We start from the raw sequence: 26,758 nt of genomic DNA, 5'->3' as shown, positions 1-26,758 counted from the left end.
AGCTAGCATAGCGTCCGGATGACAGCCAACAGCCCTGCAGGCGGTAAACAGACGGTCTGCGGCAGGGTGTCGCATCGGCACAGCAGTGTGTCGCGCCATCAACAACCGAACAGCCGTTTGAACCAGTATTCCTACAGGTTTCGCGTAAAAAAGGGCGCGATGGTGCCAGCTTTGGCCGGGTGTTGGAAGGGTTAAACCGGCGAACGGTCCTTATCAGCCCTTTTATGGGGCGTCACGCACAAATTGTGTGTGTTTTTGGTGCACTGATTCGTCTTTCAAGTGAGTCGCACAGTAACGCTATAGCGGAATGCCATTAGTGTCAGTGACTTACGAGAGCTATTGAGTTTCCCTACAGCCCGCGTCAATCGTGGCTCTGTAACATTTTGGCGCAAATCTTGCGTAAAAAATAAAGAACGCCCCGTTGGTTTCTTTTCACGAGAAAGACGCCAGACCGGGTGGACCGTATTCGCAATTCCTCGCAAAGGTGTGTCAATGAGTAGTACGCAAAGCTCCAATGACCTCGAACAGGGGCTCAAACCGCGTCACGTCACCATGCTGTCGATTGCCGGCGTTATCGGTGCCGGGTTGTTTGTGGGCTCCGGCCACGCGATTGCTGCGGCGGGCCCGGCCGTGCTGCTGGCTTATGCCGCCGCCGGTACGCTGGTGGTGTTGGTGATGCGCATGCTGGCCGAGATGGCCGTGGCATCGCCGGACACGGGTTCGTTCTCTACTTATGCCGACCGTGCGATCGGGCACTGGGCCGGTTTCACCATCGGCTGGTTGTACTGGTGGTTCTGGGTGCTGGTGATTCCGCTGGAAGCCAACGCTGCCGCGACCATCCTGCACGCCTGGTTCCCCGGCGTGGCGATCTGGGCCTTCACCCTGATCATTACCTTGCTGCTGACCGCGACCAACCTGTTCAGTGTGAAGAACTACGGCGAGTTCGAGTTCTGGTTTGCGCTGATCAAAGTGGTGGCGATCATCGGGTTTGTGATCCTCGGCATCCTGGCGATCTTCGGCTTCCTGCCGGGCAGTCAGGTCAGCGGCGTTTCGCACCTGTTCGACACCCAGGGCTTCCTGCCCAACGGCATGGGCGCGGTATTGGCGGCGATCCTGACCACCATGTTCTCGTTCATGGGCACCGAGATCGTGACCATCGCGGCCGCTGAATCGAAGAACCCGGGCCAGCAGATTTCCAAGGCCACCAACTCGGTGATCTGGCGGATCGGCTTGTTCTACCTGGTGTCGATCTTCATCGTCGTGGCCCTGGTGCCGTGGAATGATCCTGCGCTGGCAGCGGTCGGTTCCTACCAGACCGTGCTGGAACGCATGGGCATCCCGAATGCCAAGCTGATCGTTGACCTGGTGGTGCTGGTGGCCGTGACCAGTTGCCTGAACTCGGCGCTGTACACCGCTTCGCGCATGATGTTCTCCCTGGGCCGTCGCGGTGATGCACCGGCGGTGTCCAAGATCACCAACAAGAGCGGCACGCCTTACTGGGCGGTGTTGCTGTCTACCGGCGCGGCGTTCCTGGCGGTATTCGCCAACTACGTGGCACCGGCGGCGGTGTTTGAATTCCTGCTGGCCAGCTCCGGCGCCATCGCGCTGCTGGTGTACCTGGTGATCGCCGTGTCGCAACTGCGCATGCGCCAGAAACGCACGGAAGCGGGCGAGAAGATTGCCTTCAAGATGTGGCTGTTCCCGGGCCTGACGTATGCGGTGATCGTGTTCATCGTGGGCGTGCTGACGATCATGTTGTTCCAGGAAGCGCATCAGGTGGAGATCATTGCCACCGGGATCCTGAGCTTGCTGGTAGTTGCGGCGGGGCTGATGGTGTCGCGTCGGCGCAAGGGCCGGAAGGTTGGGGCTGCGGTGCTTAACTGACGGAGTGCTTTCGTCGCAATACCGTTGATCAAATGTGGGAGCGGGCTTGCTCGCGAATGCGGTGGATCAGTCGACATTTGAGCTGACTGACACACTGCCTTCGCGAGCAAGCCCGCTCCCACATTTCGTTTTGTATCAGTCTTCGGAGCTAACCAGCGCCTGTGACGCCGCGACGTAATCGGCCTGGAATTCCGGCGATTCAATCCACGCCAGCGCTGCCGCTTCATCCTCGGTATCCGTGGCCCACTGGCGATACTCGATCAGCGCCGCGAGGATAAAGTCCGTCGCTTCTTCTTCGCCTTCCTGCTCCAGCACCACTGCCAGCAGCGGGTGCGCCAGGAACACGGCACACAGCGCCTGCTGGCTGGTTTCGCCAGCGGTGCGCATCTCCAGGAACAGCTCGGTCAAATCCACCGATTCAAGATCAATGCGGCTGTCATCGCCGGCAAAGGCATCCGGCTTGGTGGCGACGGCGCGTTGGGTGCGATTCTGCTTGGCCTTGGCTTTTGCCCGGTGGGCGCGTTTTTGCTGCTTGTTCGGCGAAGCCATGGGCTCACGTCCTTGGTGTCAGGATCTGGGGGTGGGGTATTGAAGCGCAGGTCTGGAGAAATCCCAAGGCTTTCTAGGTGCGATCCGTCACTTGGCGCCCCGGCGTGCCGTTGGCCAACTCTCCCCTTTGCAGCCAAGCCAATGCAATCGGCCACAACCGATCCTGATACTGGCTGCGAAAGAATGCGAAGTGTCCGACCTCTTTTTCGCCGATATCTTCAGGCGCGATTCGCAGATGCGTGCGCTCGCTGCCGTCGAAGTAACCCAGCAGGCGTTCGATTGCTGCGACGGTACCAAACGGATCGTCGGTAATGCTGATGGCCAATATCTGTGCCTTCACCCGCGAAAACGGCAACTCGGGCAAGGCTCGCCCACTCGGACGTTTTTCATAACTCGGCGTCGGCGTACTCCAGTCGCGTACCACGCCCGCCGGGGTATCCTCCAGCCAGCCTATGCGTTTGCCCGGGAAGTAGCCAAAAACCGCTGTCACCAGCGGCATCACCACATGCCATTTGGCAAGCATCCGCCAGCGCCCGCTCGCCTCGTAGTCGCGCCAGTAGGCAAACTGCGCGCCTACCGTCACCAGGCGTCGAATCACCGCGCCGGAAGCCCCGAGCCCCGCCGCACATCCGCCAAAACTGTGCCCGACCACATCAATCGGTTGGCCGGCAAACTCCCGCTGGGCCCGCTGCAGGATCGCTTCGAAGTCCAGCACGCCCCAATCGGACCATGAGGCCTTGAACCCTTTCAGCGAGCCGCTGCGGGATTCGCCGATGCCGCGGTAGTCGTAGGTGATGACGTCGAAGCCATTGGCAAACAGGTAATCGGCAAACCGTGAGTAGTGACGGCAGCGTACGGAGGTGGCGGCGTTGATGATGACGACCGGGCGTTCAACGTCTGTGCGCGGATGGCGCCACGTGAAGCCTCCGATGGAATGCCCATCGGCTGTGGGCTCGCGGAATGCTTCGGCTTGAGGTCGGACTGGCAGGTTCATGAACAGGCTCGATCATTGCGCTTTCGATGGGGGGTCAAAGGCCCGTGCGCAGTTTTATGAGAAGTCGAAACTAACAAATTTCTGCTATGAAGACCCCGGGGATTTTTCTGAGGCTCGACCTGAGCGGCACAGATGCCTAGGCTTAGACCCTTTCGCCCACCAGAGCCGGCCCATGACCCGCGACACCCTCGAACAAAACCAGATCCCGATCTACTTCGCCAGCGTGGTGCTGGCTGCCGTTGTCGGCCTGCTGGCGCCCTCCATGGCTCAAGGTGTGGCCGCCCTGGTTACGCCCGCCATCGCCGTCCTGATGTACGCGATGTTCCTGCAAATCCCGTTTCTGGACCTGCGCCAGGGGCTGGGCAACAAACACTTCATGGCCGCGTTGCTGCTGGCCAACTTCATCCTGATTCCGCTGCTGGTGTGGGCGCTGACTCGGGGCCTGGTGGAACACCCGGCGATCCTGGTGGGTGCGTTGCTGGTGCTGTTGACGCCGTGCATCGACTACGTGGTGGTGTTTACCCATATCGGCAAGGGTGACTCGCGGTTGATGCTGGCGGCGACCCCGATTCTGTTGTTGCTGCAACTGCTGCTGTTGCCGGTCTACCTGGGGTTGATGCTGGGGGCGCAGTCGCAGGTGGTGGTTGCAGTGGGGCCGTTTGTCGAGGCCTTCCTGCTGCTGATCGTTGCCCCCATGATTCTGGCGGTGCTGACCACTTCCCAGTCCCGGCGCTCACCGGTCGTCAGTGCCTGGAACGATGCTTGGGCCTGGCTGCCCGTGCCGGCCATGGCGCTGGTGCTGATGGTGGTGATCGGTTCGCAGATCACCGCCGTGGTCCGCGATATCGGCCTGCTGGCGCCGGTGATCCCGGTGTATATCGGCTTCCTGTTGCTGGCCCCGCTGATGGGGGCGCTGGCTTCGCGCCTGTTCAAGCTATCGGCGCCCACGGCGCGGGCGGTCACCTTCAGCGCCTCCACGCGTAATTCCCTGGTGGTGCTGCCGCTGGCGCTGGCGTTGCCCGAAGAGATCCGCGGGCTCGCTGCTGCAGCGGTGATCACGCAAACCCTGGTGGAATTGGTAGGGGAGCTACTCTATATCCGCCTGCTGCCGCTGCTGGTCTGGCCCGCTCGTCGTTAGGCGGATGAATGTTTGATTCCGTTCAGGGCTTATTCAGGGTGGCGTTCGGCAACATGAGCCGGTTTACCCCACCTGACAGGCTGAATAATGGATCAACACAATCGCTTTCGAATGGAATCGCTGGGTATTTTCCTCATCGCCCTGCTGCTGTTCACCCTGGGCATCTGGGACCAGCAGCCACAGGGCTTCGACGGCCGCTGGGCCGTGTTCATGCAAGAGATGTTTCGCCACGGCGCGAGCCTGTTTCCTACCACCTACGGTGAGCCTTACCCGGACTATCCGGGCACCGCGACCTACCTCAGCTACCTCTTTGCCCGTTTATTCGGCGCGCCCAACGACCTGGCTAACGTGATGCCCACCGCCCTGGCGTCTGCCGGGGTCATGGCGCTGATCTACCGCTTGCTGGTGCCGTCGGGCCGGGCGTGGGCGCTGCTGACGGTGCTGCTCACCGCATTGACTGCCCAGTTGCTGGAGAAGTCGCGCTCGGTGTGCCTGGACCAGATGATCTCGTTGTTGTGCCTGGGGTGTTTCTACCTGCTGCATACCGGTGAGCGCCTGGGCTCGCGGCTGCGCCAATATGCGATCTTTCCGTTGTTCGTGGTGGCGTTTGCCATTCGCGGGCCGCTGGGGTTGATCGAGGTGTGCGGGGTGGCCTGTGTCTACTGGGCGCTGGGCACCGCTCGTACGCGGCAAGAGCGGATTGCACTGCTGAAAAAGGTGATTGCCCACGGCGTGGTCGGTTTGATCCTGCTGGCCGGCTGCTGGTGGGCGCTGTTGAAACTGGCGCGGATCAGCGGGGGCGATGCTTTCGTCGATGATGTGCTGCGGATGCAATTCACCGGGCGCCTTGATGAAACCGGTGAGGCGTTCTACTTCTACTTCAAGCTGAGCCTGTACCGCTATTTCCCGGTGGTGCCGCTGGCCCTGGCGACGATGATTGCCCTGCGCCACAAATGGTCGGCCCGCCACGACGATGCCGATGTGCAGTTGATGCTGCGCTTGGCCGCCTGCGGCCTGATGATTTTGCTGGGCTTGTCGGTGCCGCACTTCAAGCGCGCCTACTACATCGTGCCCATGGTCCCGATGTTTGCCGCGGTGGCCGCCTATGGCTTGCTCCAGGCCCAGGGCTGGTTGCTCGGCGTGCGGCGTGGCTATGAGTGCCTGGTGGCGGTCCTGCCGGTGCTGGGCATTGTCGTGGTGTTTGTCTGTCGGCATCTGTGGCACAAGCACGGCTACTGGCCGGACGTTTCAGTGCCGGCGCTGGTGGGTGTGCTGATCGTGCTGCAACTCGCAGCCGTGATTGCCTGGCGCCGTTTGCAGGGCAATCTCGGCCAGCGCCTGGTGGTGCTCAGCCTGATTGCGCTGGCCACCCAATGGCTGGTGCTGGTGAAGGTTGTGGAGCCGGCCAAGGACCTGCAATTCGACACCAGGAACTTCGTAAGCGCGGTGGAAAAGCTGCGTGCCGATAATCCCGGGACCCTGGTGTTCGTCGATCTGGCCAAGGACACCTGGGCGATTCGCTACATCATGAACCTGGATCACGACGAGCAGCCGCTGTTCATCGGGCGCAACCAACCCTTGCTGGTGGATACGCTACCGCGCCCCGCCTGGGTGATTGTGGAGCGCAAGCAAACCGCATTGCTCAGCGGCACGCCGCTGGAACACATGGCGCCGGTGTTCAATGGGCGGTTGAATGACAACCCGCTGCTGGTGTTCCTGATGAAGTGACTCAGTCGCCTTGACATCCTTGTCGGTGGTGACGCCGACGAGAGTGGCGATCACTGGGGAATTAAGGATGGATCAATGGGGTCGGAATGAGGTGTTGATAACCGGCACTTTGGATCGTCTTACTGTATGGTCGCCGCCTGGATGACCGGTTGGTCTGATTGGAGCGCTTTGCAGCCTGCCGCAAAACAGGCGCCTGCTAGGCTTGGGTACTTTCGTGGTGATGAGTTTGGGTGCAACATGGAAGCAGTAAAAATGGATTTTGAGTATGCCGGTGCCGAGAGCGTCGGTAGTGCCCACGTGATCGGCCGTTCCTGGCTTGGCGGCCTCAGCATCTGTTTTGACGGAGGCTGCAGCTACCCCTCGATGATCAGCGTGCTGGAGGCTGTATTCAGGCGCTACGGACGCCTGGTGCGTTTTGGCGAGTCGCTCTCGGCGCAGGATTGGATTGCGCGCGTGGAGGAGAGTGGTTTTCACATCTCCGAGCAGGAGCGGGTTGCGGTGTTGACGTTGATGCGGGGCGGGGGCTGAAGGAGTCAAAAACGGCAGGCAACAAAAAACCCGCACCAGGCGGGTTTTTTGTGTGTTTCAGATGACGTTTGCACCACCTGAAACTAATTAGTGGTGCCCAGAGACGGAATCGAACCGCCGACACGGGGATTTTCAATCCCCTGCTCTACCGACTGAGCTATCTGGGCAACGGGGCGCATTAAACGGGTTTTTCAGGGGGTCGTCAAGCAAGTTTTCAAAAAATATTTAATTATTACCGTCGCTTACGGGCCAACCCCCAAATTTGATCAATTATTCAGCAGGTGGCACGTAGCCGTCGGCCTTGGCGTAATCCTCGCCGGAAAAGTACTTGTCCATCTCGCCCTGCAGGTATTTGCGGTCTTCGGCGTTCATCATGTTCAGGCGCTTTTCGTTGATCAACAGGGTCTGGTGCTTTTGCCAGTCAGCCCAGGCCTTGGCGGAAACGTTGTCGAAAATGTCCTGGCCCTTGGTGCCAGGGAACGGGGCGCGCTCCAGGGCGGGCAGTTCTTCGTGGTACTTGCGGCAGATGATGGTGCGGGTCATGACGGAACTCCTGCGTTCAATACTTCAGCCGCGCGCTTCAGCAGTTTTTTCACCGGGGCGGCAAGGCCCAGGCGCGGCGGGGTGGCGAGGTTATACCAGAGCCAGTCAGCCTCGGCCACGTGATGGGCAGACTCCTGGACCTGGACCAGCCAGGGTTCGATAGCCAGTTGGAAGTGGCTGAAGGTGTGGATCAGGCTCGGCAGCTCCTGGTGTTTGCCCAGCGCCAGCGAGTGCTGGTTGGCCAGGTGTTCCAGGTCTGCCAGGTCATCCAGCTCCGGCAGGCTCCACAAACCGCCCCACAGGCCCGTGGAGGGGCGACGGTAAAGCAGGATCGCGCCCTCGCCATTGGCCAGCATCGGCATCAGAGTGCGCTTCTGGGGCACGGTCTTGCGTGGCTTGGGGATCGGGTAGCGGGTTTCCAGGCCGAGCAGGTGCGCTTCGCAGCCCTTTTCCAGCGGGCACAGCAGACAGCTGGGCTTGCTGCGGGTGCAGAGGGTGGCGCCCATGTCCATCATGGCCTGGGTGTAGGCGTTGACGCGGTCATGGGGCGTAAAGCGCTCTGCGGTGGCCCACAGCTGTTTGGCGACCTTCGGCTCGCCCGGGTAACCCTCTTGCGCGGTAAAGCGCGCCAGCACGCGCTTGACGTTGCCATCGAGGATCGGCGCTCGCAGGCCCATGCTCAGGCTGGCAATCGCACCCGCGGTGGACAGGCCAATGCCGGGCAGTTCGGTGAGTTTTTCGACGTCACGGGGAAACTCGCCGCCATATTCGGCAACGACGATCTTCGCGGTCTTTTGCAGGTTGCGCGCCCGGGTGTAGTAACCCAGCCCGGTCCACAGGTGCAGCACTTCGTCTTCCGGCGCGGCAGCCAGGGCTTCGACCGTTGGCAAGGACGCCATGAACCGGTCGAAGTAGTTCAGCACGGTGCTGACCTGGGTCTGCTGCAACATGATCTCCGAGACCCACACCCGGTAAGGCGTGATGCCCTGTTGCCAGGGCAGGTCATGGCGACCGTGGCGGTCGTACCAGTCGAGCACCGCCGTTGAAAACTGCTCGTTTCTCATCGTTTGAACAGGCCTTTAAGCGCGTCTTTCAGCTGTGGATTGACCTTGTCGAGCTTCTGTTCAAGCTTCTCGCCGAGCTTGTTGCCTGCCGCCTTGATGGCGACCTGGCTCAAGCCGTCCTTGTCCAGGCGGCAGGCCTTGGCGCCCAGTTCCAGTGGGCCACGGCAGCGCAGCGGGACTTCGATGTTCTGGAAGTTGGAGCCCACCTGGCAAGCCGGGTCCGGCACGTCGCGCTGGTCGCCTTCGACGATGATGCCGACGCGGTAGTCCATGCCCAGCACGCGCAGGTCGACGTCACCGTCGCCGTTGACGGTCAGGCCCGGGATGCGCACTTTCAGGTCGGGGTTGCTGGCCACGCCATTGCGGAAGGTCAGGTTGCCCTTGAGTTCCTGGAACGGGGTGTCCTTGCCGCGCTGGTCGCCGCTGAGGGTCTTGCGGTTGAGCAGGGCGATGCCGGTGCACAGCTGTTGCTCGATGTTGGCGTTGAGCAGCACGCCGTTGTTGATCGCGAAGCTGGCGGTACCGTTGAGGCTGTCGATCAGGGCTTTCTGGCTATTGCCGCGGCCGTTGAGGTTGCTGTCGAGGGTGAGCTGGCCCTTCACCGGCGGGTTCTGCCCCTGGGCTTGCAGGATGCGTTCGACCGGTACCTGCTTGATGCGGGTTTGCAGCGCCAGCAGCGGGATGTCCTGGCGCACGTCAAGGTTGCCGTTGGCCTGGAAGGTGCCGTTGTAGAGGCCGCCGCTCAAGGTATCGAGCTTGAGCTGGCCATCGAGGCCGGAGGCTTTCAGGGCGGCATTCTGGATCGGCAGCTTGCTCAGGGTCAGTTGGCCAAAGGACAGGTCGGCGTTTACGTCCAGGGTGCGCAGGCGGGTCAGCGGCAGCAGCTTGTCGGTACTCCACGCGGCTTTGGTCGGGGCGTCCGGCAACGGTGTGGTGCCACCGGCCGCCATGGCGCCGGCTTCGCTGTTCTGCACTTCAGCCTGGCGCGCGGCCGCGGCGCCCTTGGCGGCTTCGGACTTGGCCGGCAGGTAGTTGTCGGCGTTGAACGTATCGGCCTTGAGCTGCACCCGCAGGGATTGCCTGGCGAAATCATCCACGGCCACGCGACCGGTGAAGGTGCTGTCGTCGAGTTTCAGGTTGAGGTCTTCAAGCGCCAGGCTGGTCGGCGTGCCCTTGAGGCGGCTGACCAGCTCGACCTTGCTCAGGCTGCCGGCGGCCATCGGTGGCAGCGGGTTGCCGACGCTGTCGAGGAACTTGGCCAGGTCAAACTGGGCAATCGACAGGGCGCCGCTGAGCTGTGGAGTCTTGTCCAGGTCGTTGACCTTCAGCTCGCCCAGGGCGCGCAGTTGGTTCAGCGACAGCTTCATGCCGGTCCATTCGGCGATATTCGCAGACTGGTCCACCAGCAATTGGCCCTGGGTCGAAAAGGTCACAGTCTTGCCTTGCAGCGGCTCGCCGGTGGCTTCACCAGTGACCTTCATGTCTTCGAACTGGTAGCGCTTGAGGGCGCGCTGAATGCGCAGGTTGCCATTGACCTCGGTCTTGACGCGCATCAGCGGCTGGTTGGTGCCGAAGAACGCGGTGAGTTTGACCGGGATGCTTGCACCTTCGTGCACGGCGCCGGCACTCAGCTGGATGCTTTCGGCGCTGAACTGCTTGCCGGTCTGCTCGTCGTTGTATTCGACGCGGGCGTTGTTGATGGTCAGGCTGTCGATGTCCAAGCGGATCGGCTGCGGCGGCTTTTCAGGCTTGGGCGGTGTGGCCGCTTCAGCCACGGCAGGCGTGGCGGCGGCGGTAGCCGGGTCCGGCACATTCTTGCCGATGTCTTCCCAGTTGCCGTGGCCATGCACGTCTTTGTTCAGGCGCAGGTTCAGGCCTTCGACACGTACATCGCTCATCTGCACTTCACGGCGCAGCAGCGGCAGTACGCGCACCGACAGGCCGAGCATCTGCAGGTCGGCAAACGGTTGGCTCGGATTGGTCAGGGTCGCAACGCTGGCCTCGTGCAATTCAAGACCGAGCCAGGGGAACAGGCTCCAGCCGATGTCGCCATTGAGCGTCAGCTCGATGTGGGCCTTGTCGCGGGCAATCTGGCGAATCTCGTCTTTGTAGTCGTTGGGATCGAAGAGATGGGTCAGGGCAAAGCCTAGAGCCACAATGATCAGCAACAGCCCGAGAAGTACCAGACCCAGGATTTTGCCGAACGCTTTCATGGGCGAGTCCTTGTATGTCGATTTTAAAATTTAGCCGAAGAGTATAACGCTCGTAGCCCTATGGCTGTTTAGGGATCGTTACATGGCGTCAAACAAATCAGATAACTCCAGAAAGGTGATATCAGTTTGGTTTTTCTGTCATCCACAGATGCTAATCTGCGCATGTTCGTCTGCCGTCTGCGACTAAACGTCGCGTTTAAAAGGAGCTTTACTCAACAAAACGGCCACGCCTTGCGTGTAAGGCCGAGGGAGAGAGCGCCCGACGGACACATACTAATAACTGGGGGAAACACCAATGAGCACTAGCACTGCGGCGGGTAATACTGCTGCACAGCCTGCGTTCCTGTCCAAGGAACGCATTATCGCCAAGCCCGGGTTCAACCGTTGGCTGGTACCACCGGCCGCCCTGGCGATCCACCTGTGTATCGGCATGGCCTACGGTTTTTCGGTGTTCTGGCTGCCGTTGTCCAAGGCGCTGGGGATCACCGCACCGGTCGCCTGCGCGCCGGACATGAGCTTCATCAGCCAGGTCTTCTCGTCGCAATGCGACTGGCCCATCTCCATGCTGGGCTGGATCTACACCCTGTTCTTCATCTTCCTCGGCTGCTCCGCAGCGATCTGGGGCGGCTGGCTGGAACATGCCGGGCCACGCAAGGCTGGTGTCGTTTCGGCCTTGTGCTGGTGTGGCGGCCTGCTGATCTCCGCGCTGGGGATCTATACCCACCAGATCTGGCTGATGTGGATCGGCTCCGGGGTCATTGGCGGTATCGGCCTGGGCCTGGGCTATATCTCGCCGGTCTCGACCCTGATCAAGTGGTTCCCGGACAAGCGCGGCATGGCTACCGGCATGGCGATCATGGGCTTCGGCGGCGGCGCGATGGTGGGTGCCCCGCTGGCAGCCGCCTTGATGGGCCACTTTGCCTCGCCGACCAGCGTTGGCGTGTGGCAGAGCTTCGTGGTCATGGCCGTGATCTACTTCGTGTTCATGATCGGCGGCGCCTTGTCCTACCGTGTTCCGCCTACCGGCTGGAAGCCTGAGGGCTGGACTGCCCCGGCGAAAAAAGCCAGCAACGCGATGATCACCCATCGTCACGTGCACGTGAACGTGGCCTGGAAAACCCCGCAATTCCGCCTGGTGTGGCTGGTGCTGTGCCTGAACGTGTCTGCCGGCATCGGCATCCTCGGCATGGCTTCGCCGCTGCTGCAGGAAGTGTTCGGCGGCAAGTTGCTGGGTAACGGCCTGGCATTTGGCCAACTGGATGCCGGCCAACTGGCTTCCATCGCGGCCATCGCAGCCGGCTTTACCGGTCTGTTGAGCCTGTTCAACATCGGTGGCCGGTTCTTCTGGGCATCGTTCTCCGACTACCTGGGCCGTAAAAACACCTACTTCGTGTTCTTCGCCCTGGGCTTTGCCCTGTACGCGTTGATCCCGAACCTGGGTCACCTGGGCAACGTCGCGCTGTTCGTGGCGGCGTTCTGCATCATCCTGTCGATGTACGGCGGTGGTTTTGCGACCGTCCCGGCTTACCTGGCGGACCTGTTCGGTACGCAAATGGTGGGTGCGATCCACGGTCGCCTGCTGACCGCTTGGGCAGCGGCGGGCGTGTTGGGCCCGGTGCTGGTGAACTACCTGCGTGAGTATCAGTTGAGCATCGGCGTTGAACGCGCTGCCGCTTACGACATCACCTTGTACATCCTCGCCGGCCTGCTGGTGCTGGGCTTCATCTGCAACCTGCTGGTACGGCCGGTGGCAGACAAGTACTTCATGACCGACGCCGAACTGGCTGCCGAGCAGGCGCTGGGCCATGACAAGGGCGCCGATTCCAGCACCGTGCTGGAGTGGAAAGCCTCCTCCGGCAGCGTGCCATTGGCGGTTGCCGCCTGGCTGGCGGTGGGCATTCCGTTGGCGTGGGGCGTGTGGGTCACCCTGCAGAAAACCGCAGTACTGTTCCACTAACACCACGTAACCCTTGTGGGAGCGGGCTTGCTCGCGAATGCGATGGATCAGTCAGCACATGTATTGGCTGACACACCGCTTTCGCGAGCAAGCCCGCTCCCACACAAAGCTGCTCCCACACTTGTACTGACATGTCTATCCCCGACACTCCATCAGTCTTATCCCCTCCGATGTTTCTGTTTAGCGCCCGCGCCCCTATAATGGCTGCCTTTTTCGCCCAATGATTTTGCGGAGCTGGTGATGGCCGAACGTAAGGCGTCCGTCGAGCGCGACACTCTGGAAACCCAGATCAAAGCCTCGATCAACCTGGATGGCACCGGAAAGGCCCGATTTGATATCGGTGTACCTTTTCTTGAGCACATGCTGGACCAGATCGCCCGTCACGGGCTGATCGACCTGGATATCGTCAGCAAGGGCGACCTGCATATCGACGACCACCACACGGTGGAAGACGTCGGTATCACGTTGGGCCAGGCATTTGCCAAAGCCATCGGCGACAAGAAAGGCATCCGTCGCTACGGTCACGCCTATGTCCCGCTGGACGAAGCGCTGTCGCGTGTGGTCATCGACTTCTCCGGCCGCCCGGGCCTGCAGATGCACGTGCCGTACACCCGCGCCACCGTGGGCGGCTTCGACGTCGACCTGTTCCAGGAATTCTTCCAGGGTTTCGTCAACCACGCCCTGGTCAGCCTGCACATCGACAACCTGCGTGGCACCAACACCCACCACCAGATCGAGACCGTGTTCAAGGCTTTCGGCCGTGCCCTGCGCATGGCCGTGGAGCTGGATGACCGCATGGCCGGGCAAATGCCGTCGACCAAGGGCGTCCTGTAATGCAGACGGTCGCGGTTATCGACTACGGCATGGGTAACCTGCACTCGGTGGCCAAGGCCCTCGAGCACGTAGGTGCCGGCAAGGTGCTGATCACCAGCGATGCCGACGTGATTCGCGAAGCCGACCGGGTAGTGTTCCCGGGGGTTGGCGCGATTCGCGACTGCATGGCCGAGATTCGTCGCCTGGGCTTCGACAGCCTGGTGCGTGAAGTCAGCCAGGACCGGCCGTTCCTCGGCATCTGCGTGGGCATGCAAGCCTTGCTCGACAGCAGTGAAGAGAACGACGGCGTCGACTGCATCGGTCTGTTTCCGGGCCAGGTGAAGTTTTTCGGCAAGGACCTGCACGAAGACGGCGAGCACCTGAAGGTGCCACACATGGGCTGGAACGAAGTGCGCCAGACCGTGGATCACCCGCTGTGGCACGAAGTGCCGGACCTGGCGCGTTTCTATTTCGTGCACAGCTATTACATCGCCGCCGGTAACCCGCGCCAGGTGGTGGGTGGCGGGCACTATGGCGTCGACTTCGCTGCGGCCCTGGCCGACGGTTCGCGCTTTGCCGTGCAATTCCACCCGGAGAAGAGCCATACCCATGGCCTGCAATTGCTGCAGAACTTCGCCGCGTGGGACGGGCGCTGGTAATGGCCAAGAAGGTCAAGCCGCCGATCTTGAACCTCACTCCCCAGCAGGAGAGTGAGGCCACCGACAAGATCAAGCGTTTCATGGAAGACCGCTTCGAGCTCAAGCTCGGCTCGTTCGAGGTCGCAGAAATCCTCGAACTGTTCACCACTGAAATTGCTCCGCACTATTACAACAGGGCGATTTTCGATGTGCAGACGCACCTTAAAGAAAGGTTCGAAAGCATCGAAAGCGACTTGTGGGCGCTCGAGAAACCCTGATTTCCCGAGCAACGCTGAATATCGAATAAGGTTTGCCAGATGCTGATTATTCCCGCTATCGATCTCAAGGACGGCGCCTGCGTACGTCTGCGCCAGGGCCGCATGGAAGATTCCACGGTGTTCTCCGATGACCCGGTGAGCATGGCTGCCAAGTGGGTGGAAGGCGGCTGCCGTCGTCTGCATCTGGTGGACTTGAACGGTGCGTTCGAAGGCCAGCCGGTCAACGGCGAAGTGGTGACGGCGATCGCCAAGCGCTACCCGAACCTGCCGATCCAGATCGGCGGCGGTATCCGCTCCCTGGAAACCATCGAGCACTACGTGAAAGCAGGCGTGAGCTACGTGATCATCGGCACCAAGGCCGTGAAAGACCCGGCCTTCGTCGCCGAAGCCTGCCGTGCGTTCCCCGGCAAAGTGATCGTGGGCCTGGACGCCAAGGACGGTTTCGTCGCCACCGACGGCTGGGCCGAGATCAGCACCGTCCAGGTGATCGACCTCGCCAAGCAGTTTGAAGCCGACGGCGTCTCCGCCATCGTTTATACCGACATCGCCAAAGACGGCATGATGCAGGGCTGCAACGTACCGTTCACCGCTGCGCTGGCCGCCGCCACCAGGATCCCGGTGATCGCTTCCGGCGGTATCCACAACCTGGGCGACATCAAGTCGCTGCTGGACGCGAAGGCGCCGGGGATCATCGGCGCGATCACCGGCCGGGCGATCTATGAAGGCACCCTGGACGTCGCTGAAGCCCAGGCTTACTGCGACGCCTACAACGGCTGAGGACTGACCATGGCGCTGGCCAAACGCATCATCCCTTGCCTGGACGTCGACAACGGTCGCGTGGTCAAGGGCGTCAAGTTCGAGAACATCCGTGACGCCGGCGACCCGGTGGAGATCGCCCGTCGCTACGACGAACAGGGTGCCGACGAGATTACCTTTCTCGACATCACCGCCAGCGTCGATGGTCGCGACACCACGCTGCATACCGTGGAGCGCATGGCCAGCCAGGTGTTTATCCCGCTGACCGTGGGCGGTGGCGTGCGCACCGTGCAGGACATTCGCAACTTGCTGAATGCCGGCGCGGACAAGGTTTCGATCAACACCGCCGCGGTGTTCAACCCGGAATTTGTCGGCGAAGCCGCACAGCACTTCGGTTCGCAATGCATCGTGGTTGCCATCGACGCCAAGAAAGTCTCCGGCCCGGGCGAAACCCCGCGCTGGGAGATCTTCACCCACGGCGGGCGCAAGCCGACCGGGCTGGATGCCGTGCAGTGGGCGATGAAGATGGAAGCCCTGGGTGCCGGTGAAATCCTGCTGACCAGCATGGACCAGGACGGCATGAAAAACGGCTTCGACCTGGGCGTGACCCGCGCCATCAGCGATGCCCTGGGCATCCCGGTGATTGCTTCCGGCGGCGTCGGCAACCTGCAGCACCTGGCCGACGGCGTGATCGAAGGCCACGCCAGCGCAGTGCTGGCGGCGAGTATTTTCCACTTTGGCGAATACACCGTGCCTGAGGCCAAGGCCTACATGGCGGCGCGCGGTATCGTCGTACGCTAAACGTCACTGGACACCATGGCAGGCTCGCGGCACTCTCTGGGCTTGCCATGGATTCCGGTAACTTTCATGTTCAAAGACCTGCTGCTCGCCCTCGCCAGTACCACCGTTCTGCTGACGGGTTCGGCTTACGCTGATGAACCGTCCGACGGCGCTTCCCTGGTGTTGCTGACGGAAAACTTCCCGCCGTACAACATGGCGAAAAACGGCAAGAACTTCGCCAAGGAAGAGAACATCGAAGGCATTGCCGTGGACATCGTCCGCGAGACGTTCCAGCGTGCCGGTATTTCCTACAACCTGACCCTGCGGTTCCCTTGGGACCGGATCTACAAACTCGCCCTGGAAAAACCCGGTTACGGCGTGTTCGTGATGGCGCGCTTGCCGGACCGTGAGGCGCTGTTCAAATGGGTCGGCCCCATCGGCCCGGACGATTGGGTGCTGCTGGCCAAGGCTGACAGCAAGATTCAGCTGAGCGACCTTGAGCAGGCGCGGCGCTACAAGATCGGCGCCTACAAGGGCGACGCCATCGCCGAGAGCCTAGAGAAGCAGGGGCTCAAGCCGGTGATCGTGTTGCGGGATCAGGACAACGCGAAAAAGCTGGTGGATGGCCAGATCGACCTGTGGGCCACCGGGGACCCGGCGGGCCGTTATCTGGCACGCCAGGTCGGGGTGACCGGGCTCAAGACTGTGTTGCGTTTCAACAGCGCGGAGCTGTACCTGGCGCTGAACAAAAACGTGCCGGATGACGTAGTGGCGAAACTCCAGGCGGCCCTCGATCAGTTACGGCAGGAGGGTGTCGTCGATGAAATCATGGGGCGTTATCTCTAGGTTGTTTTCTGTGGGCTCGGGCACCGCTGCTGGTACTTCCTCTGGCTCCTCAACAGCAGTAACCGCCGCTTCAGGTTGCAGCAGCTCGCTGAAGTAGACGTTATCTCCGCTGGCATAGGTCAGGGTTGGCCCGAGCTGGCTGCCGTCAGCCCGCAATAGCTCGTATCGGCTTTTGACCAGGTAGGCAGCGATGGATTTATTCGCCGGGATGTAAGCCATCACATCCGCCACGCCCTCCCGTTCCCAGCCTTGTGCGGTCAAGCCCGTATGCGTGAAGTCGCGATTGAGGTTGGCACTGATACTCAACGGATGGCGGGGTGCCCAGGCAGCCTTTATATCGACGCCGGTCAAGGAGCGCAGGCCCAAGGAGAAGTCACTGATCTCTCCTTTTGCGAATACCCAACTGAAGGTTTGGCTTGCTGGCGTGGTGTTTTGACCGCTGGCCACCAAGCTGTACTGGTCGATTCTTTTCAACCGATATACCGGGCACGTTTGCAGTTTTTCCAGGGGCGTCAGGGTCGGGTCGTTCACGGTAAACCAGGGCAGTTCGCACACATGAATGCCCTCTGTTACCTGCTCCGGCATCGTGCGTCCTGGTGCCATTTCGGGTGAAAGTGGCGGCAAATCCTCGGAATGAAGCGCAAGGTCCAGCCGCAGGGCGTGCACCGGGCTTTGCCTGGTTGGCTTGGCATAGCCCTCGGCGCCGGTAAAGGTGCCCGGTGCCAGGTAGGCTTGGCCAGGAGCTGCTTGCGACGGGGAGACACCCCAGGCGCTGAAGTCCCGGTGGGCGCCGCTGCCTTGGTCGCTCCAGATCAATTGGTCGACATAGGCCTGAGTCACCAGGTCTTCTCTGACACAGCGGATGGTATTGCGTGGTGGTTTGTCGTTACCGAGGCCACAGACCAGCCCCATCGCCACATAACCTTCTGGAGCGGTGGGCCGCCAGATTGAGAAATTGGCGCGCGCCCTTGGTCCCGAGTGTTCCCAGACTCTCTCGAAGTCGACGGGGGGCCGCAAGGCGGTGCCATTCTCCCGGTCAACTTCGCTGACAACCGCGACGATGTTCAGTTGATTGATGTTGTGGTAACCCGCCACCGCCACATCACCCAGCGGGACGAAGTTGCCCAGCGCGTCGGAGGATGTGCTCGGGCGCCAGAAGGTCACGGGTTTTTCGGCGCGAGTGCCTTTGTCGTTCCATACAGGAACGAACTCGGTGGTGAAGTTGATCAGCAGGTCTTTGTATTGCAGTGAGTTCATCTACAGACTCTCCAGTGGATACGAAGATCCACTATCGAAGAGTCCGCTCGGTCAGGCGCGGTAGCTATATAGCACTAGCGGTAAGTGCCGTTTTTTCCGTGCCCGGCCATGGCCTGGTTGCTGCGCAGGCTGATCATCAACTTGATATCGATCCACTCGACGCCCTGGGCCTTGAGCTTGGGCAGCTCACGTTCGAGTACCGCCAGGGTCTGTGGATAAGGGTGGCCGATCATCACCGCCGACCCCTGTTTGTGGGCCAGCTTGATCGCGGTCTGCAGCTGGGTGGTGATGGCCGCTTCGGTGCGTTCGTCGTCGAGGAACACATCCCGCGAGACGCTGGCCAGGCCAATCTTTTGCGCCTCGGCGGCGGCGACGGTTTTAGCGCTGGTGCGGCTGTCGACGAAGAACTTGTGGCGTCGTTGCAGCTCCCCCATCAACCAGGCCATGGCCTCCGGCTGGGCGGTCATGCGGCTGCCCATGTGGTTGTTGATGCCGGCGGTGTAGGGCACGGCCTTGAAGGCCGCGTCCAGGCGTTTGCCCAGCTCTTCGATAGGCAGGTCGGGGTGCCAGGCGAACGGGCCGGTGGCCGGGTCCATGGGCATGTGCAGGATGACGATCTTGCCGGCCTTGTGGGCTTCGCGGGCGAATTCGGCGGCGTGGGGTGTGTCGGGCATGATCGCCGTGGTCACCGGGCCGGGCAGGGCGAGCACACGACGATCCCGGGGCAGGTTTTGCCCAAGGTCGTCGATGATCAGGGTCAGGTAGGCTTTGTGTTCAGCGGGGGCTGCACTGGCGGGGTTGCCTTGGGCGACACCCGCCAGACAGCACAGCAAAGCGATGATCAGTCCACGGCGCATATCAACGGCTGCGCGTAATGCTCAGGCCCTTGAGCAGGCTCAGCGCCTGGGCCAACTGATAATCGTCGTCCTGCGGCATCGGTTTGGCTTTCGAGCCGCTGCCGGTCGGCTGGTCGGCGCCGCCGTTGCCATTGCCCAGGTGGCCTTGCAGGTCCGCTTCCTTGTAGAACTCGCTGTCGGCTTCGTTGGTGATCTTGGCCTTGCGCACTTCGATGTCCGGCACGATGCCCTGGGCCTGGATCGAGCGACCGTTCGGCGTGTAGTACAGCGCCGTGGTGATCTTCAAGGCACGCTCGTTGTTCAGCGGCAGCACGGTTTGCACCGAGCCTTTGCCGAAGCTGGTGGTGCCCATCAGCACGCCGCGTTTCTGGTCTTGCAGGGCGCCGGCGACGATTTCCGAAGCCGAGGCGCTGCCGCCGTTGATCAGCACAACCATCGGCACGCCTTCGCTGAGGTCGTTGCCGGTGGCCGAGAAGCGCAGCTCGGAGTTGGCGATACGGCCCTTGGTGTAGACGATCAGGCCCTTGGTGATGAAGTGGTCGACCACTTCCACCGCGGCCTGCAACACGCCGCCCGGGTTGTTGCGCAGGTCGAGCACGATGCCGCTGAGTTTCTTGCCGTTGTCTTTGCGCAGCTTGGCGAGGGCCTTGGCCACTTCGTCGCCGGTCTTGACCTGGAACTGGGTGATACGGATGTAGCCGTAGCCCGACTCCAGCAGCTGGCTCTTCACGCTCTTGACCGTGATGGTGGCGCGGGTCAGGGTCACGTCGAACGGCGTGCCGCCGTCGCGCACCAGGGTCAGGGTGATTTTCTGGCCGATCTTGCCGCGCATCTTGTCGACGGCTTCGGTCATGGTCTGGCCGCGGGTCGGCTGGCCGTTGATCTTGACGATAAAGTCACCGGCCTGGATGCCGGCCTTGGACGCAGGGGTGTCATCGATCGGCGAAACGACCTTGATGTTGCCGTCGTCGGCGCCGACTTCAATGCCCAGGCCACCGAATTCACCGCTGGTGCTCTCCTGCAGCTCGGCGAAATCTTCCGGGCCCAGGTAGGCGGAGTGCGGGTCAAGGTTGCTGAGCATGCCCTTGATGGCATTTTCCAGCAGGGTCTTGTCGTCCACAGGTTCGACATAAGCGGCCTTGATCCGGTCCATGACCTCGGCAAAGGTGCGCAACTCGTCCAGCGGCAGCGGGGCCTTGGTGGTCGCGGCCGTGGCCGACTGGGCGGTCTGGTCGGCGAATGCCAAAGGCGCGCCGATCACCAGAGCGATCGTCAGGGCCAGCGATGTGAGGCGGGACAAATGCAGCATGTCGAACGAACTCCTAATGTAGATGCGACCCTTATCCTTGGGTACGGCACCATTGTGCCGGGTCGCTCGGGCGGCCCTGCTGACGAATAGCGAAGTACAGCGCCGGGGTGTCCTGGCCACCACTGTTACCGACAGTGGAGATGGATTCACCGGCTTTTACAACATCACCTGCCGCTTTAAGCAAAGTTTGATTGTGGCCGTAAAGGCTCAAATAGCCATTACCGTGGTCAAGAATCACCAGCAAACCTGCACCACGCAGCCAATCGGCGAATACCACGCGGCCGCCGTGGATAGCGTGGACCTGGGTGCCGGCACCGGCACTGATCATCACACCGTCCCACTTGGCGCGGGTGTCATCGCCACGGGTTTCACCAAAGCGTGCCAGTAATCGACCATCAACTGGCCATGGAAGTTTGCCCCGAGCTGAAGCAAAAGGTCCGCCGAAGGATTCGCCGGCGCTGGAAACCAGCGGGCCAGGCGCTGCACGCGCCGGTTTACGCGGGGCCGGGGCGTCGGTAGTGGCGCTGGCGACTGCCTCGGCGGCTTCACGCTCGCGCTTTTTTTCGGCTTCCTGCTGGGCAATCAGCGCTTTTTGCCGCGCCTGCTCTGCCTCACGGGCCTGGCGCGCCAGGGTTTCCTCGATGGTTTTCAGGACTTTACCGAGGTCGGCCTGGTCTTGCTCGCGGGCCTGGAGCTTGGCGTCACGGGCCTTCACGTCGTCATTCAGCTTGGCCAGCGCCTGCTGGCGCTCCTTGCGGACCTTGTCCAGTTCGTCGCGCTGGCTGTCGAGGGCGGTTTTCTGGTCGAGCAGCTGCGACTGCTGGTTGGCGATTTCCTGCTCGACGTTGGCCAACTGGCGCAGGGTCTCGTTGAAGCTTTTCAGTTGCTCCAGGCGGGCCTTGCTCAGGTAGTCGTAATAGGTAAGGGTGCGGGCGAACTTTTCCGGGTTCTGCTGGTTGAGCAGCAGCTTGAGGTATTCCTGGCGGCCGTTCTGGTAAGCGGCGCGGGCCTGGATCGCGATCAGGCGTTGCTGTTCAACGCGGGCGCTCTGGAGTTTTTTTTTCTCAGCGTCGAGTCGCTCCAGTTCCGACTCGCTCTTCTTTAGTTCTTTTTGCAGCTCCTGGACCTGCTTCTCCAGCTTGCCCATCTCGGTTTCCGTGCCGCGCAGGTCTTTCTGCACGCCGGACTTCTCTTCCTGGAGCTTGCCGAGCAGCTTCTTCAGCTCGGTAATGTCCTGACGCGTAGCGTCCAACTGTTGTTGGGTTTGTGCGCGCTCATCGGCAAACGCCGGTTGGAGCAGGCAGACAAGAGCAAGGGTAATCAAGGCGCGAAGCATAGAGGCGGGCGACACCAGGGAAAGGGACGGCCTAGTATGCCCGCCAAGCGCTGCAAAAAAAACGCCCAATTCGGCTTGGCAGGCAAGTTAGGTGCCCAGTGGCCGCATTCTGCAAGCAATTGTGGGCAAGTCCCATAGCCCTTTGAAGGCGACGAGCGGTTGAGAGCGTCGTGTCGTGCTTCTGCAGTTGTTTTGTGTGCTTCGCGAAATGCCTTGAAATGCTCCACCCTGACGGTGCATTTGCGCTCGGAATAGACTCTTCGGCCCTGTTAATCCGACGGTCGGCATAGTCAGTAATGCCTTGTATTCACGAGTCAAAAGGCCAGCATACGTGGCTTGATTATGGGCTTCCCGATCTTCGTAGTCTGGATCGGGCCTTGCGAGCGCGTCCACTTGAGGAAGTGGCCGCCGGCAATGACGTCGAAGCGGCCATCGATATAGTCGCAATGCATTTTGGCATTGCCCATTCGAGCTGTTCGGAAGTAGAAGTTGCCTCGCCTTTGGGGCAAATAGCGATCAGGCGTAGCTGTCTGCAGCACATTGTTGAAAAGCGGCAGGACGCCAGAGAGCGTTATGTCAGGTTCGCCTTGGACACATTGACGGGGCCTCTGGAAATATGGCGTGTTGCTTATAGCGATTGCTCCGCCCGTTTAGCATTCATTGGGGCTTATGAATCCAGGAGGCAGATACTGGTGGTGGTCAATATTCAGGCTGGCAATGTGCTGTGGAACTTCATGCAGGCAGACGCCAAGGCCTTGAACAAGCATCGTCATGGTGAGTTGCTCTACAAGCGTTACGAGCTTTTGTGACGCCCAAAGAAAAGGGCAGCTCTTTCGAACTGCCCTAAGTAGTGCTTGCTTGATATTCATATACACACCCTCAAGCAGGGGTGTGGAGGTCTCACCCTACGCGGATATCCAGCCATCTGCGGGGTTCCTACGCCAGTTATCGCCGCTGGAGGCAACTGGTTTCGCGCTCAAGTCCATTATTGACGGGCTGCCTGTTTTGAGCAACCCCTGAACTGTGTCAGACCAGAATCGAAGTGCCAGTCATCTCTTTCGGCTTCTCCAGCCCCATCAGCATCAACATGGTCGGTGCCACGTCGGCCAGCACGCCGCCATCACGTACTTTAAAGTCACGTTTGCCGACGTAGATGAATGGCACCGGCTCGGTGGTGTGGGCGGTGTGGGCCTGGCCGGTGGATTCGTCGGACATTTGCTCGCAGTTGCCGTGGTCGGCGGTGATCAGCGCTTCGCCGCCCACCTTGTCCAGGGCGTCGACGATGCGGCCGACGCACAGGTCCAGGCATTCCACGGCTTTTACCGCCGCTTCCAGGTTGCCGCTGTGGCCCACCATGTCACCGTTGGCGTAGTTGACCACGATCACGTCGTAGCGCTGGTGTTCGATGGCGTCGACGATCTTGTCCGTGACTTCCGGGGCACTCATCTCCGGCTGCAGGTCGTAGGTGGCGACTTTCGGCGACGGGATCAGGATGCGTTCTTCACCCGGGAACGGTTCTTCACGACCGCCGGAGAAGAAGAAGGTGACGTGGGCGTATTTCTCGGTTTCGGCAATGCGCAGTTGGGTCTTGCCGTTTTTCGCCAGGTAATCCCCCAGCACGTTTTCCAGGCTGCCCGGGGCGAATGCCGACGGGGCCGGGATGTTGGCGGCGTATTGGGTCAGCATCACGAATTCGACTTTCGGCTGGCGGGCGCGCTCGAAGTCCTTGAAGCCGGCATCGACGAATACGTGGCTCAGCTCGCGGGCACGGTCGGCGCGGAAGTTCATGAACACCACGGCGTCGCCATCTTCGACCTTGACCGGTTCGCCGATGGTGGTGGCCTTGACGAATTCGTCACTCTCGCCACGGGCGTAGGCGGCTTCCAGGCCTTCCTGGGCGGTGGCGGCGTTGAATTCGGCCTGGCCGTCGACGATCAGGTTGTAGGCCTGTGCCACGCGGTCCCAGCGGTTGTCGCGGTCCATGGCGAAGTAGCGGCCAACCAGGCTGGCGATGCGGCCTTTGCCGAGGGTCTTGAAGGTTTCATCCAGCAGTTCGATGGAGGACTGGGCACTTTTCGGCGGGGTGTCGCGGCCGTCGAGGAACGCGTGCAGGTAGATCTTCTCGGCGCCGCGCTTGAAGGCCAGTTCGGCCATGGCGATCAGGTGGTCCTGGTGGCTGTGGACGCCGCCGTCCGACAGCAGGCCCATGAAGTGCACGGCCTTGCCGGCCTTGACCGCTTTATCCACTGCCGCGCAGATGTTTGGGTTCTCGAAAAACTCACCGTCGCGGATCGCTTTGGTCACGCGGGTGAAGTCTTGATAGACCACTCGTCCGGCACCGAGATTCATATGGCCGACTTCCGAGTTGCCCATTTGGCCGTCCGGCAGGCCAACATCCATGCCCGAGCCCGAGATCAGGCCGTTCGGAACGGTAGCGCTCAGACGGTCCAGTACTGGCTTGCTGGCCGAGTACACGGCGTTGTCGTGGTGGCTTTCACTGTGTCCGAAGCCATCGAGAATTATCAGGACCAAAGGTTTAGGCGTAGTAGTCATAGATCCTCTCGCGGCGGTAATGAATGAAGGGAATAGAAAAGGGAGTGGCAGTTTAAAGCGAAGTTCCGACCACGTCACCGCTTTACGGGGGTTGGCCGACCATGACGGCTGTGTATACTTACCGCCATTTTAACGCCCTGGAACCTCCTTGATGGTTGATCACCTGATTGCATTTGCCACTACCCACTATTTGCTCGCTGGTGCGTTCGTCGTACTGCTGGCGCTGCTGATCGCTCACGAATTGAGCCGCGGTGGCCGCAGCCTCAGCACGTCCGAGCTGACCGCCCTGGTCAACAAGGATGAGGCCGTAGTGGTGGACATTCGTCCCGCCAAGGATTTCGCCGCCGGTCACATTGTCGGCGCGCTGAACATTCCCCAGGACAAACTGATTTCGCGCCTGGCCGAGCTGGAAAAGCACAAGGCCAAGACCATTATCCTGGTCGACGCCCAGGGCCAGCACTCCGGCACCCACGCCCGCGAGATGCTGAAAACCGGCTTCAACGCCGCCAAACTGTCGGGTGGTATTTCCAGCTGGCGTGGCGATAACCTGCCGCTGGTGAAGTGATATGAGCCAGGTTGTCGTTTATTCCAGCGATTATTGCCCTTATTGCTCGCATGCCAAGGCCCTGCTCAGGAAGAAGGGCGTCGCCTTCGAAGAGATCAAGGTTGATGGCAAGCCCCAGTTGCGCGCCGAGATGACCAGGAAGGCAGGGCGTTCATCCGTGCCACAGATCTGGATTGGTGATGAGCATATCGGTGGATGCGATGACCTGGTCGCCCTGGACAGCGCCGGTAAACTGGATGCGCTGCTTCACGTCTGACTCCTAACCCCTAAAAGACCCCAAGATCACGAAGGATCTGCGATGACTGACCAACAGAACACCGAAGCGGCAGCAGAAGAAGCTCAAGGCCCACAATTTTCCCTGCAGCGTATTTACGTGCGTGACTTGTCGTTCGAAGCGCCGAAAAGCCCGGCCATCTTCCGTCAGGAATGGACCCCGAGCGTTGCGCTGGACCTGAACACCCGTCAGAAGGCCCTGGAAGGTGACTTCCACGAGGTCGTGCTGACCCTGTCGGTCACCGTCAAGAACGGCGAAGAAGTGGCCTTCATTGCTGAAGTGCAACAGGCCGGTATCTTCCTGATCCAGGGCCTGGACGAAGCGTCCATGAGCCACACCCTGGGCGCGTTCTGCCCGAACATCCTGTTCCCGTATGCCCGTGAGACCCTGGACAGCCTGGTCACCCGTGGCTCGTTCCCGGCGCTGATGCTGGCTCCGGTGAACTTCGATGCCCTGTATGCGCAAGAGCTGCAGCGCATGCAACAGGAAGGCTCGCCAACGGTTCAGTAAGCTGTTCTGAGCAACGACGCCGATCCAATGTGGGAGCGGGCTTGCTCGCGAATGCGGTACTTCAGTCGATATCTTCGTTGACTGGCACTCCGCTTTCGCGAGCAAGCCCGCTCCCACATTCGTTATGCAGTGTTACTTGAACCCCAGTTGCCGCCAACCTTCGTAAACCGCGACGGCCACGGTGTTGGACAGGTTCAGGCTGCGGCAGCCTTCGCGCATCGGCAGGCGCAGGCGGTGGCCGTCTGGCAGGGCGTCCAGCACGTCTGCCGGCAAGCCCCGGCTTTCCGGGCCGAACAGGAAGGCGTCGCCTTCGGCAAAGCTGGCATCATGGAACGGCCGCGAACCCTTGGTGGTAAACGCGAACAACCGTGGGTGGTTCAGGCTTTCCAGGCAGCTGGCAAGGTCGGCGTGGCGTTGCAGGGTGGCGTACTCGTGGTAGTCCAGCCCGGCGCGGCGCAGGCGCTTGTCGTCCATGTCGAAACCCAAGGGCTCGATCAAATGCAGGTGGCAGCCACTGTTGGCGCACAGCCTGATAACGTTGCCGGTATTCGGCGGAATTTCTGGTTGAAAAAGGATGACGTGAAACATGCACGGCTCCGAAGGCAAAGATGCGCTGCATTCTACCCCTGAAGAAGACCCCAGGCCGAAGCTATTGCCACGGGTTTTAGGCTCGTTGGCGATTGTCGGCTTGATGGTGGGCCTGATGATCGGCCGGCTGACCACGCCAGACCCGGTTGAGCTGCAGCAGGTAGAGCCCGCCGCCGATGGCCTGGTGGTGTGGTTCAACAGCGAACCCAAGCTGCACGGCGAGCATATCGACGGCACCGTGGCGCTGCTGTTCGATGCGCTTGGCAAGGCCCACGGCGGCCAATTGAAGGTCAATGACAAGGATGTGAACTGGCGCGTACGCAAGACCGATGGCGGCTTGCTGCTGAACCTGGTGGCGGCTCGGCCGTTGCGCGGGGAGTGGTCGGGAGAGAAGGCCGATGGACGCTGGCGGGTGGAGATCCATCTCCAGGAGCAATAAAAGAGGGAATCCCCGGCCTGCCTGTACCAAGGTTCCCAAAACGGGCTGGGGCTATGGGCGCGTTGCCTCATAAGCCCCGGGTGTAAAGAAGGGAGTTCCCGGCCTGCCTGTACCAGGGCTCCCAAAACGGGGTGAAGCCAAAGGCTTCGGTGTTAAAGAGGGAATCCCCGGCCTGCCTGTACCGAGGTTCCCGAAACGGGTGTGGGGCGCGACGCGATCCGCATCAAGCACCCCGGGTGTTAAAGAGGGGATTCTCGGCCTGCCTGTACCAAGGTCCCCGAAACTGGGTAGTAACAGGGTTATTGCAGGGCGCGTGCCAGAATTGCGAAGTGGCGCCAAAAAATTTCTTCAGAAAGCGCAA

General features: G+C 61.1%; 27 protein-coding genes and 1 tRNA gene. 16 read left to right on the top strand and 12 right to left on the bottom strand.

Annotated features, from left to right (window positions below; genetic code table 11):
- Positions 1–492 precede the first annotated feature (492 nt).
- Complete coding sequence (gabP, locus tag HX807_RS05310) at positions 493–1,884, top strand: GABA permease (RefSeq protein WP_003218057.1); 1,392 nt, start codon at positions 493–495, stop codon at positions 1,882–1,884.
- A gap of 135 nt (positions 1,885–2,019) precedes the next feature.
- On the opposite strand, the gene HX807_RS05305 is transcribed toward gabP, so the two are convergent.
- Both HX807_RS05305 and HX807_RS05300 read right to left on the bottom strand, forming a co-directional pair.
- Complete coding sequence (locus HX807_RS05305) at positions 2,020–2,433, bottom strand: hypothetical protein (protein WP_063033519.1); 414 nt, start codon at positions 2,431–2,433, stop codon at positions 2,020–2,022.
- A gap of 73 nt (positions 2,434–2,506) precedes the next feature.
- Complete coding sequence (locus tag HX807_RS05300; protein ID WP_102604466.1) at positions 2,507–3,427, bottom strand: alpha/beta fold hydrolase; 921 nt, start codon at positions 3,425–3,427, stop codon at positions 2,507–2,509.
- A 172-nt stretch (positions 3,428–3,599) separates the two neighbouring features.
- Between HX807_RS05300 and HX807_RS05295 the strand changes: the two genes are divergently transcribed.
- The 3 genes from HX807_RS05295 to HX807_RS05285 all read left to right on the top strand — a co-directional run bounded on the left by HX807_RS05295 (position 3,600) and on the right by HX807_RS05285 (position 6,821).
- A complete protein-coding gene (locus HX807_RS05295; protein WP_177049448.1) occupies positions 3,600–4,565 on the top strand; it encodes an arsenic resistance protein in 966 nt (321 codons plus the stop codon).
- Positions 4,566–4,652: 87 nt separating this feature from the next.
- Positions 4,653–6,293 (top strand): glycosyltransferase family 39 protein, encoded by a 1,641-nt coding sequence (locus HX807_RS05290; protein WP_177049447.1) that lies wholly within the window; start codon positions 4,653–4,655, stop codon positions 6,291–6,293.
- 237 nt (positions 6,294–6,530) lie between these two features.
- Entirely contained in the window at positions 6,531–6,821 is a 291-nt protein-coding gene (locus HX807_RS05285; RefSeq protein ID WP_256346888.1) for a hypothetical protein, read from the top strand.
- A 91-nt stretch (positions 6,822–6,912) separates the two neighbouring features.
- On the opposite strand, the gene HX807_RS05280 is transcribed toward HX807_RS05285, so the two are convergent.
- The 4 genes from HX807_RS05280 to HX807_RS05265 all read right to left on the bottom strand — a co-directional run bounded on the left by HX807_RS05280 (position 6,913) and on the right by HX807_RS05265 (position 10,641).
- A tRNA-Phe gene (locus tag HX807_RS05280) sits at positions 6,913–6,988 on the bottom strand.
- 103 nt (positions 6,989–7,091) lie between these two features.
- Positions 7,092–7,364 (bottom strand): oxidative damage protection protein, encoded by a 273-nt coding sequence (locus HX807_RS05275; protein ID WP_177021041.1) that lies wholly within the window; start codon positions 7,362–7,364, stop codon positions 7,092–7,094.
- Positions 7,361–8,428 carry an A/G-specific adenine glycosylase gene (gene mutY, locus HX807_RS05270; protein ID WP_008435691.1) on the bottom strand — a complete coding sequence of 356 codons (1,068 nt, stop codon included), beginning with the start codon at positions 8,426–8,428 and terminating at the stop codon, positions 7,361–7,363. The genes HX807_RS05275 and mutY overlap by 4 nt, the downstream gene beginning before the upstream one ends.
- The gene (locus HX807_RS05265) at positions 8,425–10,641 is read right to left on the bottom strand and encodes an AsmA family protein (RefSeq protein WP_177049446.1); all 2,217 of its coding nucleotides are present in this window, start codon (positions 10,639–10,641) and stop codon (positions 8,425–8,427) included. The genes mutY and HX807_RS05265 overlap by 4 nt, the downstream gene beginning before the upstream one ends.
- Positions 10,642–10,936: 295 nt before the next feature.
- Here HX807_RS05265 and HX807_RS05260 point away from each other — a divergent pair, with 295 nt between their 5' ends.
- The 7 genes from HX807_RS05260 to HX807_RS05230 all read left to right on the top strand — a co-directional run bounded on the left by HX807_RS05260 (position 10,937) and on the right by HX807_RS05230 (position 16,709).
- Positions 10,937–12,598, top strand: coding sequence for an OFA family MFS transporter (locus tag HX807_RS05260; protein ID WP_003218039.1), 1,662 nt, complete (start codon positions 10,937–10,939; stop codon positions 12,596–12,598).
- Positions 12,599–12,838: 240 nt separating this feature from the next.
- Positions 12,839–13,432, top strand: a complete 594-nt coding sequence (gene hisB / locus HX807_RS05255; RefSeq protein ID WP_003218037.1) for an imidazoleglycerol-phosphate dehydratase HisB — start codon at positions 12,839–12,841, stop codon at positions 13,430–13,432.
- Positions 13,432–14,070 carry an imidazole glycerol phosphate synthase subunit HisH gene (gene hisH / locus HX807_RS05250; RefSeq protein WP_003218034.1) on the top strand — a complete coding sequence of 213 codons (639 nt, stop codon included), beginning with the start codon at positions 13,432–13,434 and terminating at the stop codon, positions 14,068–14,070. Before hisB ends, hisH begins: the two co-directional genes overlap by 1 nt.
- The gene (locus HX807_RS05245; protein ID WP_003218033.1) at positions 14,070–14,327 is read left to right on the top strand and encodes a DUF2164 domain-containing protein; all 258 of its coding nucleotides are present in this window, start codon (positions 14,070–14,072) and stop codon (positions 14,325–14,327) included. Before hisH ends, HX807_RS05245 begins: the two co-directional genes overlap by 1 nt.
- 39 nt (positions 14,328–14,366) lie before the next feature.
- Positions 14,367–15,104, top strand: coding sequence for a 1-(5-phosphoribosyl)-5-[(5-phosphoribosylamino)methylideneamino]imidazole-4-carboxamide isomerase (hisA, locus tag HX807_RS05240; RefSeq protein WP_008435688.1), 738 nt, complete (start codon positions 14,367–14,369; stop codon positions 15,102–15,104).
- 9 nt (positions 15,105–15,113) lie between these two features.
- A complete protein-coding gene (hisF, locus tag HX807_RS05235; protein WP_003218030.1) occupies positions 15,114–15,884 on the top strand; it encodes an imidazole glycerol phosphate synthase subunit HisF in 771 nt (256 codons plus the stop codon).
- Positions 15,885–15,950: 66 nt separating this feature from the next.
- Complete coding sequence (locus HX807_RS05230; protein WP_003218028.1) at positions 15,951–16,709, top strand: ABC transporter substrate-binding protein; 759 nt, start codon at positions 15,951–15,953, stop codon at positions 16,707–16,709.
- Here HX807_RS05230 and HX807_RS05225 read toward each other — a convergent pair.
- From HX807_RS05225 to HX807_RS05210, 4 genes are all read right to left on the bottom strand, one after another.
- Positions 16,662–17,966: a Vps62-related protein gene (locus HX807_RS05225; protein WP_177049445.1), complete on the bottom strand. Its 1,305-nt coding sequence runs from the start codon at positions 17,964–17,966 to the stop codon at positions 16,662–16,664. The two genes, HX807_RS05230 and HX807_RS05225, sit on opposite strands and share 48 nt — an antisense overlap.
- A 74-nt stretch (positions 17,967–18,040) precedes the next feature.
- Positions 18,041–18,823: a divergent polysaccharide deacetylase family protein gene (locus tag HX807_RS05220; protein WP_008435686.1), complete on the bottom strand. Its 783-nt coding sequence runs from the start codon at positions 18,821–18,823 to the stop codon at positions 18,041–18,043.
- Between the two features lies 1 nt (position 18,824).
- Positions 18,825–20,132 (bottom strand): S41 family peptidase, encoded by a 1,308-nt coding sequence (locus HX807_RS05215; protein WP_003218023.1) that lies wholly within the window; start codon positions 20,130–20,132, stop codon positions 18,825–18,827.
- Between the two features lie 31 nt (positions 20,133–20,163).
- Positions 20,164–21,468: a murein hydrolase activator EnvC gene (locus HX807_RS05210; RefSeq protein ID WP_087693335.1), complete on the bottom strand. Its 1,305-nt coding sequence runs from the start codon at positions 21,466–21,468 to the stop codon at positions 20,164–20,166.
- A 377-nt stretch (positions 21,469–21,845) separates the two neighbouring features.
- Here HX807_RS05210 and HX807_RS05205 point away from each other — a divergent pair, with 377 nt between their 5' ends.
- Positions 21,846–22,277, top strand: coding sequence for a PBECR2 nuclease fold domain-containing protein (locus HX807_RS05205; RefSeq protein WP_256346889.1), 432 nt, complete (start codon positions 21,846–21,848; stop codon positions 22,275–22,277).
- Positions 22,278–22,494: 217 nt separating this feature from the next.
- Here HX807_RS05205 and gpmI read toward each other — a convergent pair whose 3' ends face one another.
- Positions 22,495–24,021, bottom strand: coding sequence for a 2,3-bisphosphoglycerate-independent phosphoglycerate mutase (gene gpmI / locus HX807_RS05200; RefSeq protein WP_087693337.1), 1,527 nt, complete (start codon positions 24,019–24,021; stop codon positions 22,495–22,497).
- 151 nt (positions 24,022–24,172) lie between these two features.
- Between gpmI and HX807_RS05195 the strand changes: the two genes are divergently transcribed.
- Genes HX807_RS05195 through secB form a run of 3 tightly spaced genes read left to right on the top strand, consistent with a single transcriptional unit; the run spans position 24,173 to position 25,370 of the window.
- Positions 24,173–24,586, top strand: a complete 414-nt coding sequence (locus HX807_RS05195; protein ID WP_003218014.1) for a rhodanese-like domain-containing protein — start codon at positions 24,173–24,175, stop codon at positions 24,584–24,586.
- Position 24,587: 1 nt separating this feature from the next.
- Positions 24,588–24,842, top strand: a complete 255-nt coding sequence (gene grxC, locus HX807_RS05190; protein WP_177036574.1) for a glutaredoxin 3 — start codon at positions 24,588–24,590, stop codon at positions 24,840–24,842.
- 42 nt (positions 24,843–24,884) lie between these two features.
- Complete coding sequence (secB, locus tag HX807_RS05185; RefSeq protein WP_003218009.1) at positions 24,885–25,370, top strand: protein-export chaperone SecB; 486 nt, start codon at positions 24,885–24,887, stop codon at positions 25,368–25,370.
- Between the two features lie 132 nt (positions 25,371–25,502).
- Here the strand turns inward: secB and HX807_RS05180 are convergent, their stop codons facing one another.
- Positions 25,503–25,958, bottom strand: coding sequence for a tRNA (cytidine(34)-2'-O)-methyltransferase (locus HX807_RS05180; RefSeq protein ID WP_003218007.1), 456 nt, complete (start codon positions 25,956–25,958; stop codon positions 25,503–25,505).
- On the opposite strand from HX807_RS05180, the gene HX807_RS05175 reads away from it, so the two are divergent.
- The gene (locus HX807_RS05175) at positions 25,957–26,397 is read left to right on the top strand and encodes a hypothetical protein (RefSeq protein ID WP_177049441.1); all 441 of its coding nucleotides are present in this window, start codon (positions 25,957–25,959) and stop codon (positions 26,395–26,397) included. The two genes, HX807_RS05180 and HX807_RS05175, sit on opposite strands and share 2 nt — an antisense overlap.
- Positions 26,398–26,758 lie beyond the last annotated feature (361 nt).

This window comes from Pseudomonas sp. D8002 (assembly GCF_013385695.1).
GTDB lineage: Bacteria > Pseudomonadota > Gammaproteobacteria > Pseudomonadales > Pseudomonadaceae > Aquipseudomonas.
The sequence above is the reverse complement of the archived record's forward strand: the minus strand, read 5'-3'. Positions and strand labels throughout refer to the sequence as shown.

Bases quoted from the DNA above. Each gene is read 5' to 3' on its own strand.
- hisF (WP_003218030.1), top strand. From the start codon at position 15,114: ATGGCGCTGGCCAAACGCATCATCCCTTGCCTGGACGTCGACAACGGT.
- HX807_RS05285 (WP_256346888.1), top strand. From the start codon at position 6,531: ATGGAAGCAGTAAAAATGGATTTTGAGTATGCCGGTGCCGAGAGCGTC.
- HX807_RS05220 (WP_008435686.1), bottom strand. From the start codon at position 18,823: ATGCGCCGTGGACTGATCATCGCTTTGCTGTGCTGTCTGGCGGGTGTC.
- secB (WP_003218009.1), top strand. From the start codon at position 24,885: ATGACTGACCAACAGAACACCGAAGCGGCAGCAGAAGAAGCTCAAGGC.
- HX807_RS05245 (WP_003218033.1), top strand. From the start codon at position 14,070: ATGGCCAAGAAGGTCAAGCCGCCGATCTTGAACCTCACTCCCCAGCAG.
- HX807_RS05265 (WP_177049446.1), bottom strand. From the start codon at position 10,641: ATGAAAGCGTTCGGCAAAATCCTGGGTCTGGTACTTCTCGGGCTGTTG.
- grxC (WP_177036574.1), top strand. From the start codon at position 24,588: ATGAGCCAGGTTGTCGTTTATTCCAGCGATTATTGCCCTTATTGCTCG.
- HX807_RS05230 (WP_003218028.1), top strand. From the start codon at position 15,951: ATGTTCAAAGACCTGCTGCTCGCCCTCGCCAGTACCACCGTTCTGCTG.
- HX807_RS05215 (WP_003218023.1), bottom strand. From the start codon at position 20,132: ATGCTGCATTTGTCCCGCCTCACATCGCTGGCCCTGACGATCGCTCTG.
- HX807_RS05175 (WP_177049441.1), top strand. From the start codon at position 25,957: ATGCACGGCTCCGAAGGCAAAGATGCGCTGCATTCTACCCCTGAAGAA.
- HX807_RS05210 (WP_087693335.1), bottom strand. From the start codon at position 21,468: ATGCTTCGCGCCTTGATTACCCTTGCTCTTGTCTGCCTGCTCCAACCG.
- HX807_RS05225 (WP_177049445.1), bottom strand. From the start codon at position 17,966: ATGAACTCACTGCAATACAAAGACCTGCTGATCAACTTCACCACCGAG.
- mutY (WP_008435691.1), bottom strand. From the start codon at position 8,428: ATGAGAAACGAGCAGTTTTCAACGGCGGTGCTCGACTGGTACGACCGC.
- HX807_RS05180 (WP_003218007.1), bottom strand. From the start codon at position 25,958: ATGTTTCACGTCATCCTTTTTCAACCAGAAATTCCGCCGAATACCGGC.
- hisA (WP_008435688.1), top strand. From the start codon at position 14,367: ATGCTGATTATTCCCGCTATCGATCTCAAGGACGGCGCCTGCGTACGT.
- HX807_RS05295 (WP_177049448.1), top strand. From the start codon at position 3,600: ATGACCCGCGACACCCTCGAACAAAACCAGATCCCGATCTACTTCGCC.
- hisH (WP_003218034.1), top strand. From the start codon at position 13,432: ATGCAGACGGTCGCGGTTATCGACTACGGCATGGGTAACCTGCACTCG.
- HX807_RS05305 (WP_063033519.1), bottom strand. From the start codon at position 2,433: ATGGCTTCGCCGAACAAGCAGCAAAAACGCGCCCACCGGGCAAAAGCC.
- HX807_RS05195 (WP_003218014.1), top strand. From the start codon at position 24,173: ATGGTTGATCACCTGATTGCATTTGCCACTACCCACTATTTGCTCGCT.
- gabP (WP_003218057.1), top strand. From the start codon at position 493: ATGAGTAGTACGCAAAGCTCCAATGACCTCGAACAGGGGCTCAAACCG.
- gpmI (WP_087693337.1), bottom strand. From the start codon at position 24,021: ATGACTACTACGCCTAAACCTTTGGTCCTGATAATTCTCGATGGCTTC.
- HX807_RS05260 (WP_003218039.1), top strand. From the start codon at position 10,937: ATGAGCACTAGCACTGCGGCGGGTAATACTGCTGCACAGCCTGCGTTC.
- hisB (WP_003218037.1), top strand. From the start codon at position 12,839: ATGGCCGAACGTAAGGCGTCCGTCGAGCGCGACACTCTGGAAACCCAG.
- HX807_RS05275 (WP_177021041.1), bottom strand. From the start codon at position 7,364: ATGACCCGCACCATCATCTGCCGCAAGTACCACGAAGAACTGCCCGCC.
- HX807_RS05300 (WP_102604466.1), bottom strand. From the start codon at position 3,427: ATGAACCTGCCAGTCCGACCTCAAGCCGAAGCATTCCGCGAGCCCACA.
- HX807_RS05290 (WP_177049447.1), top strand. From the start codon at position 4,653: ATGGATCAACACAATCGCTTTCGAATGGAATCGCTGGGTATTTTCCTC.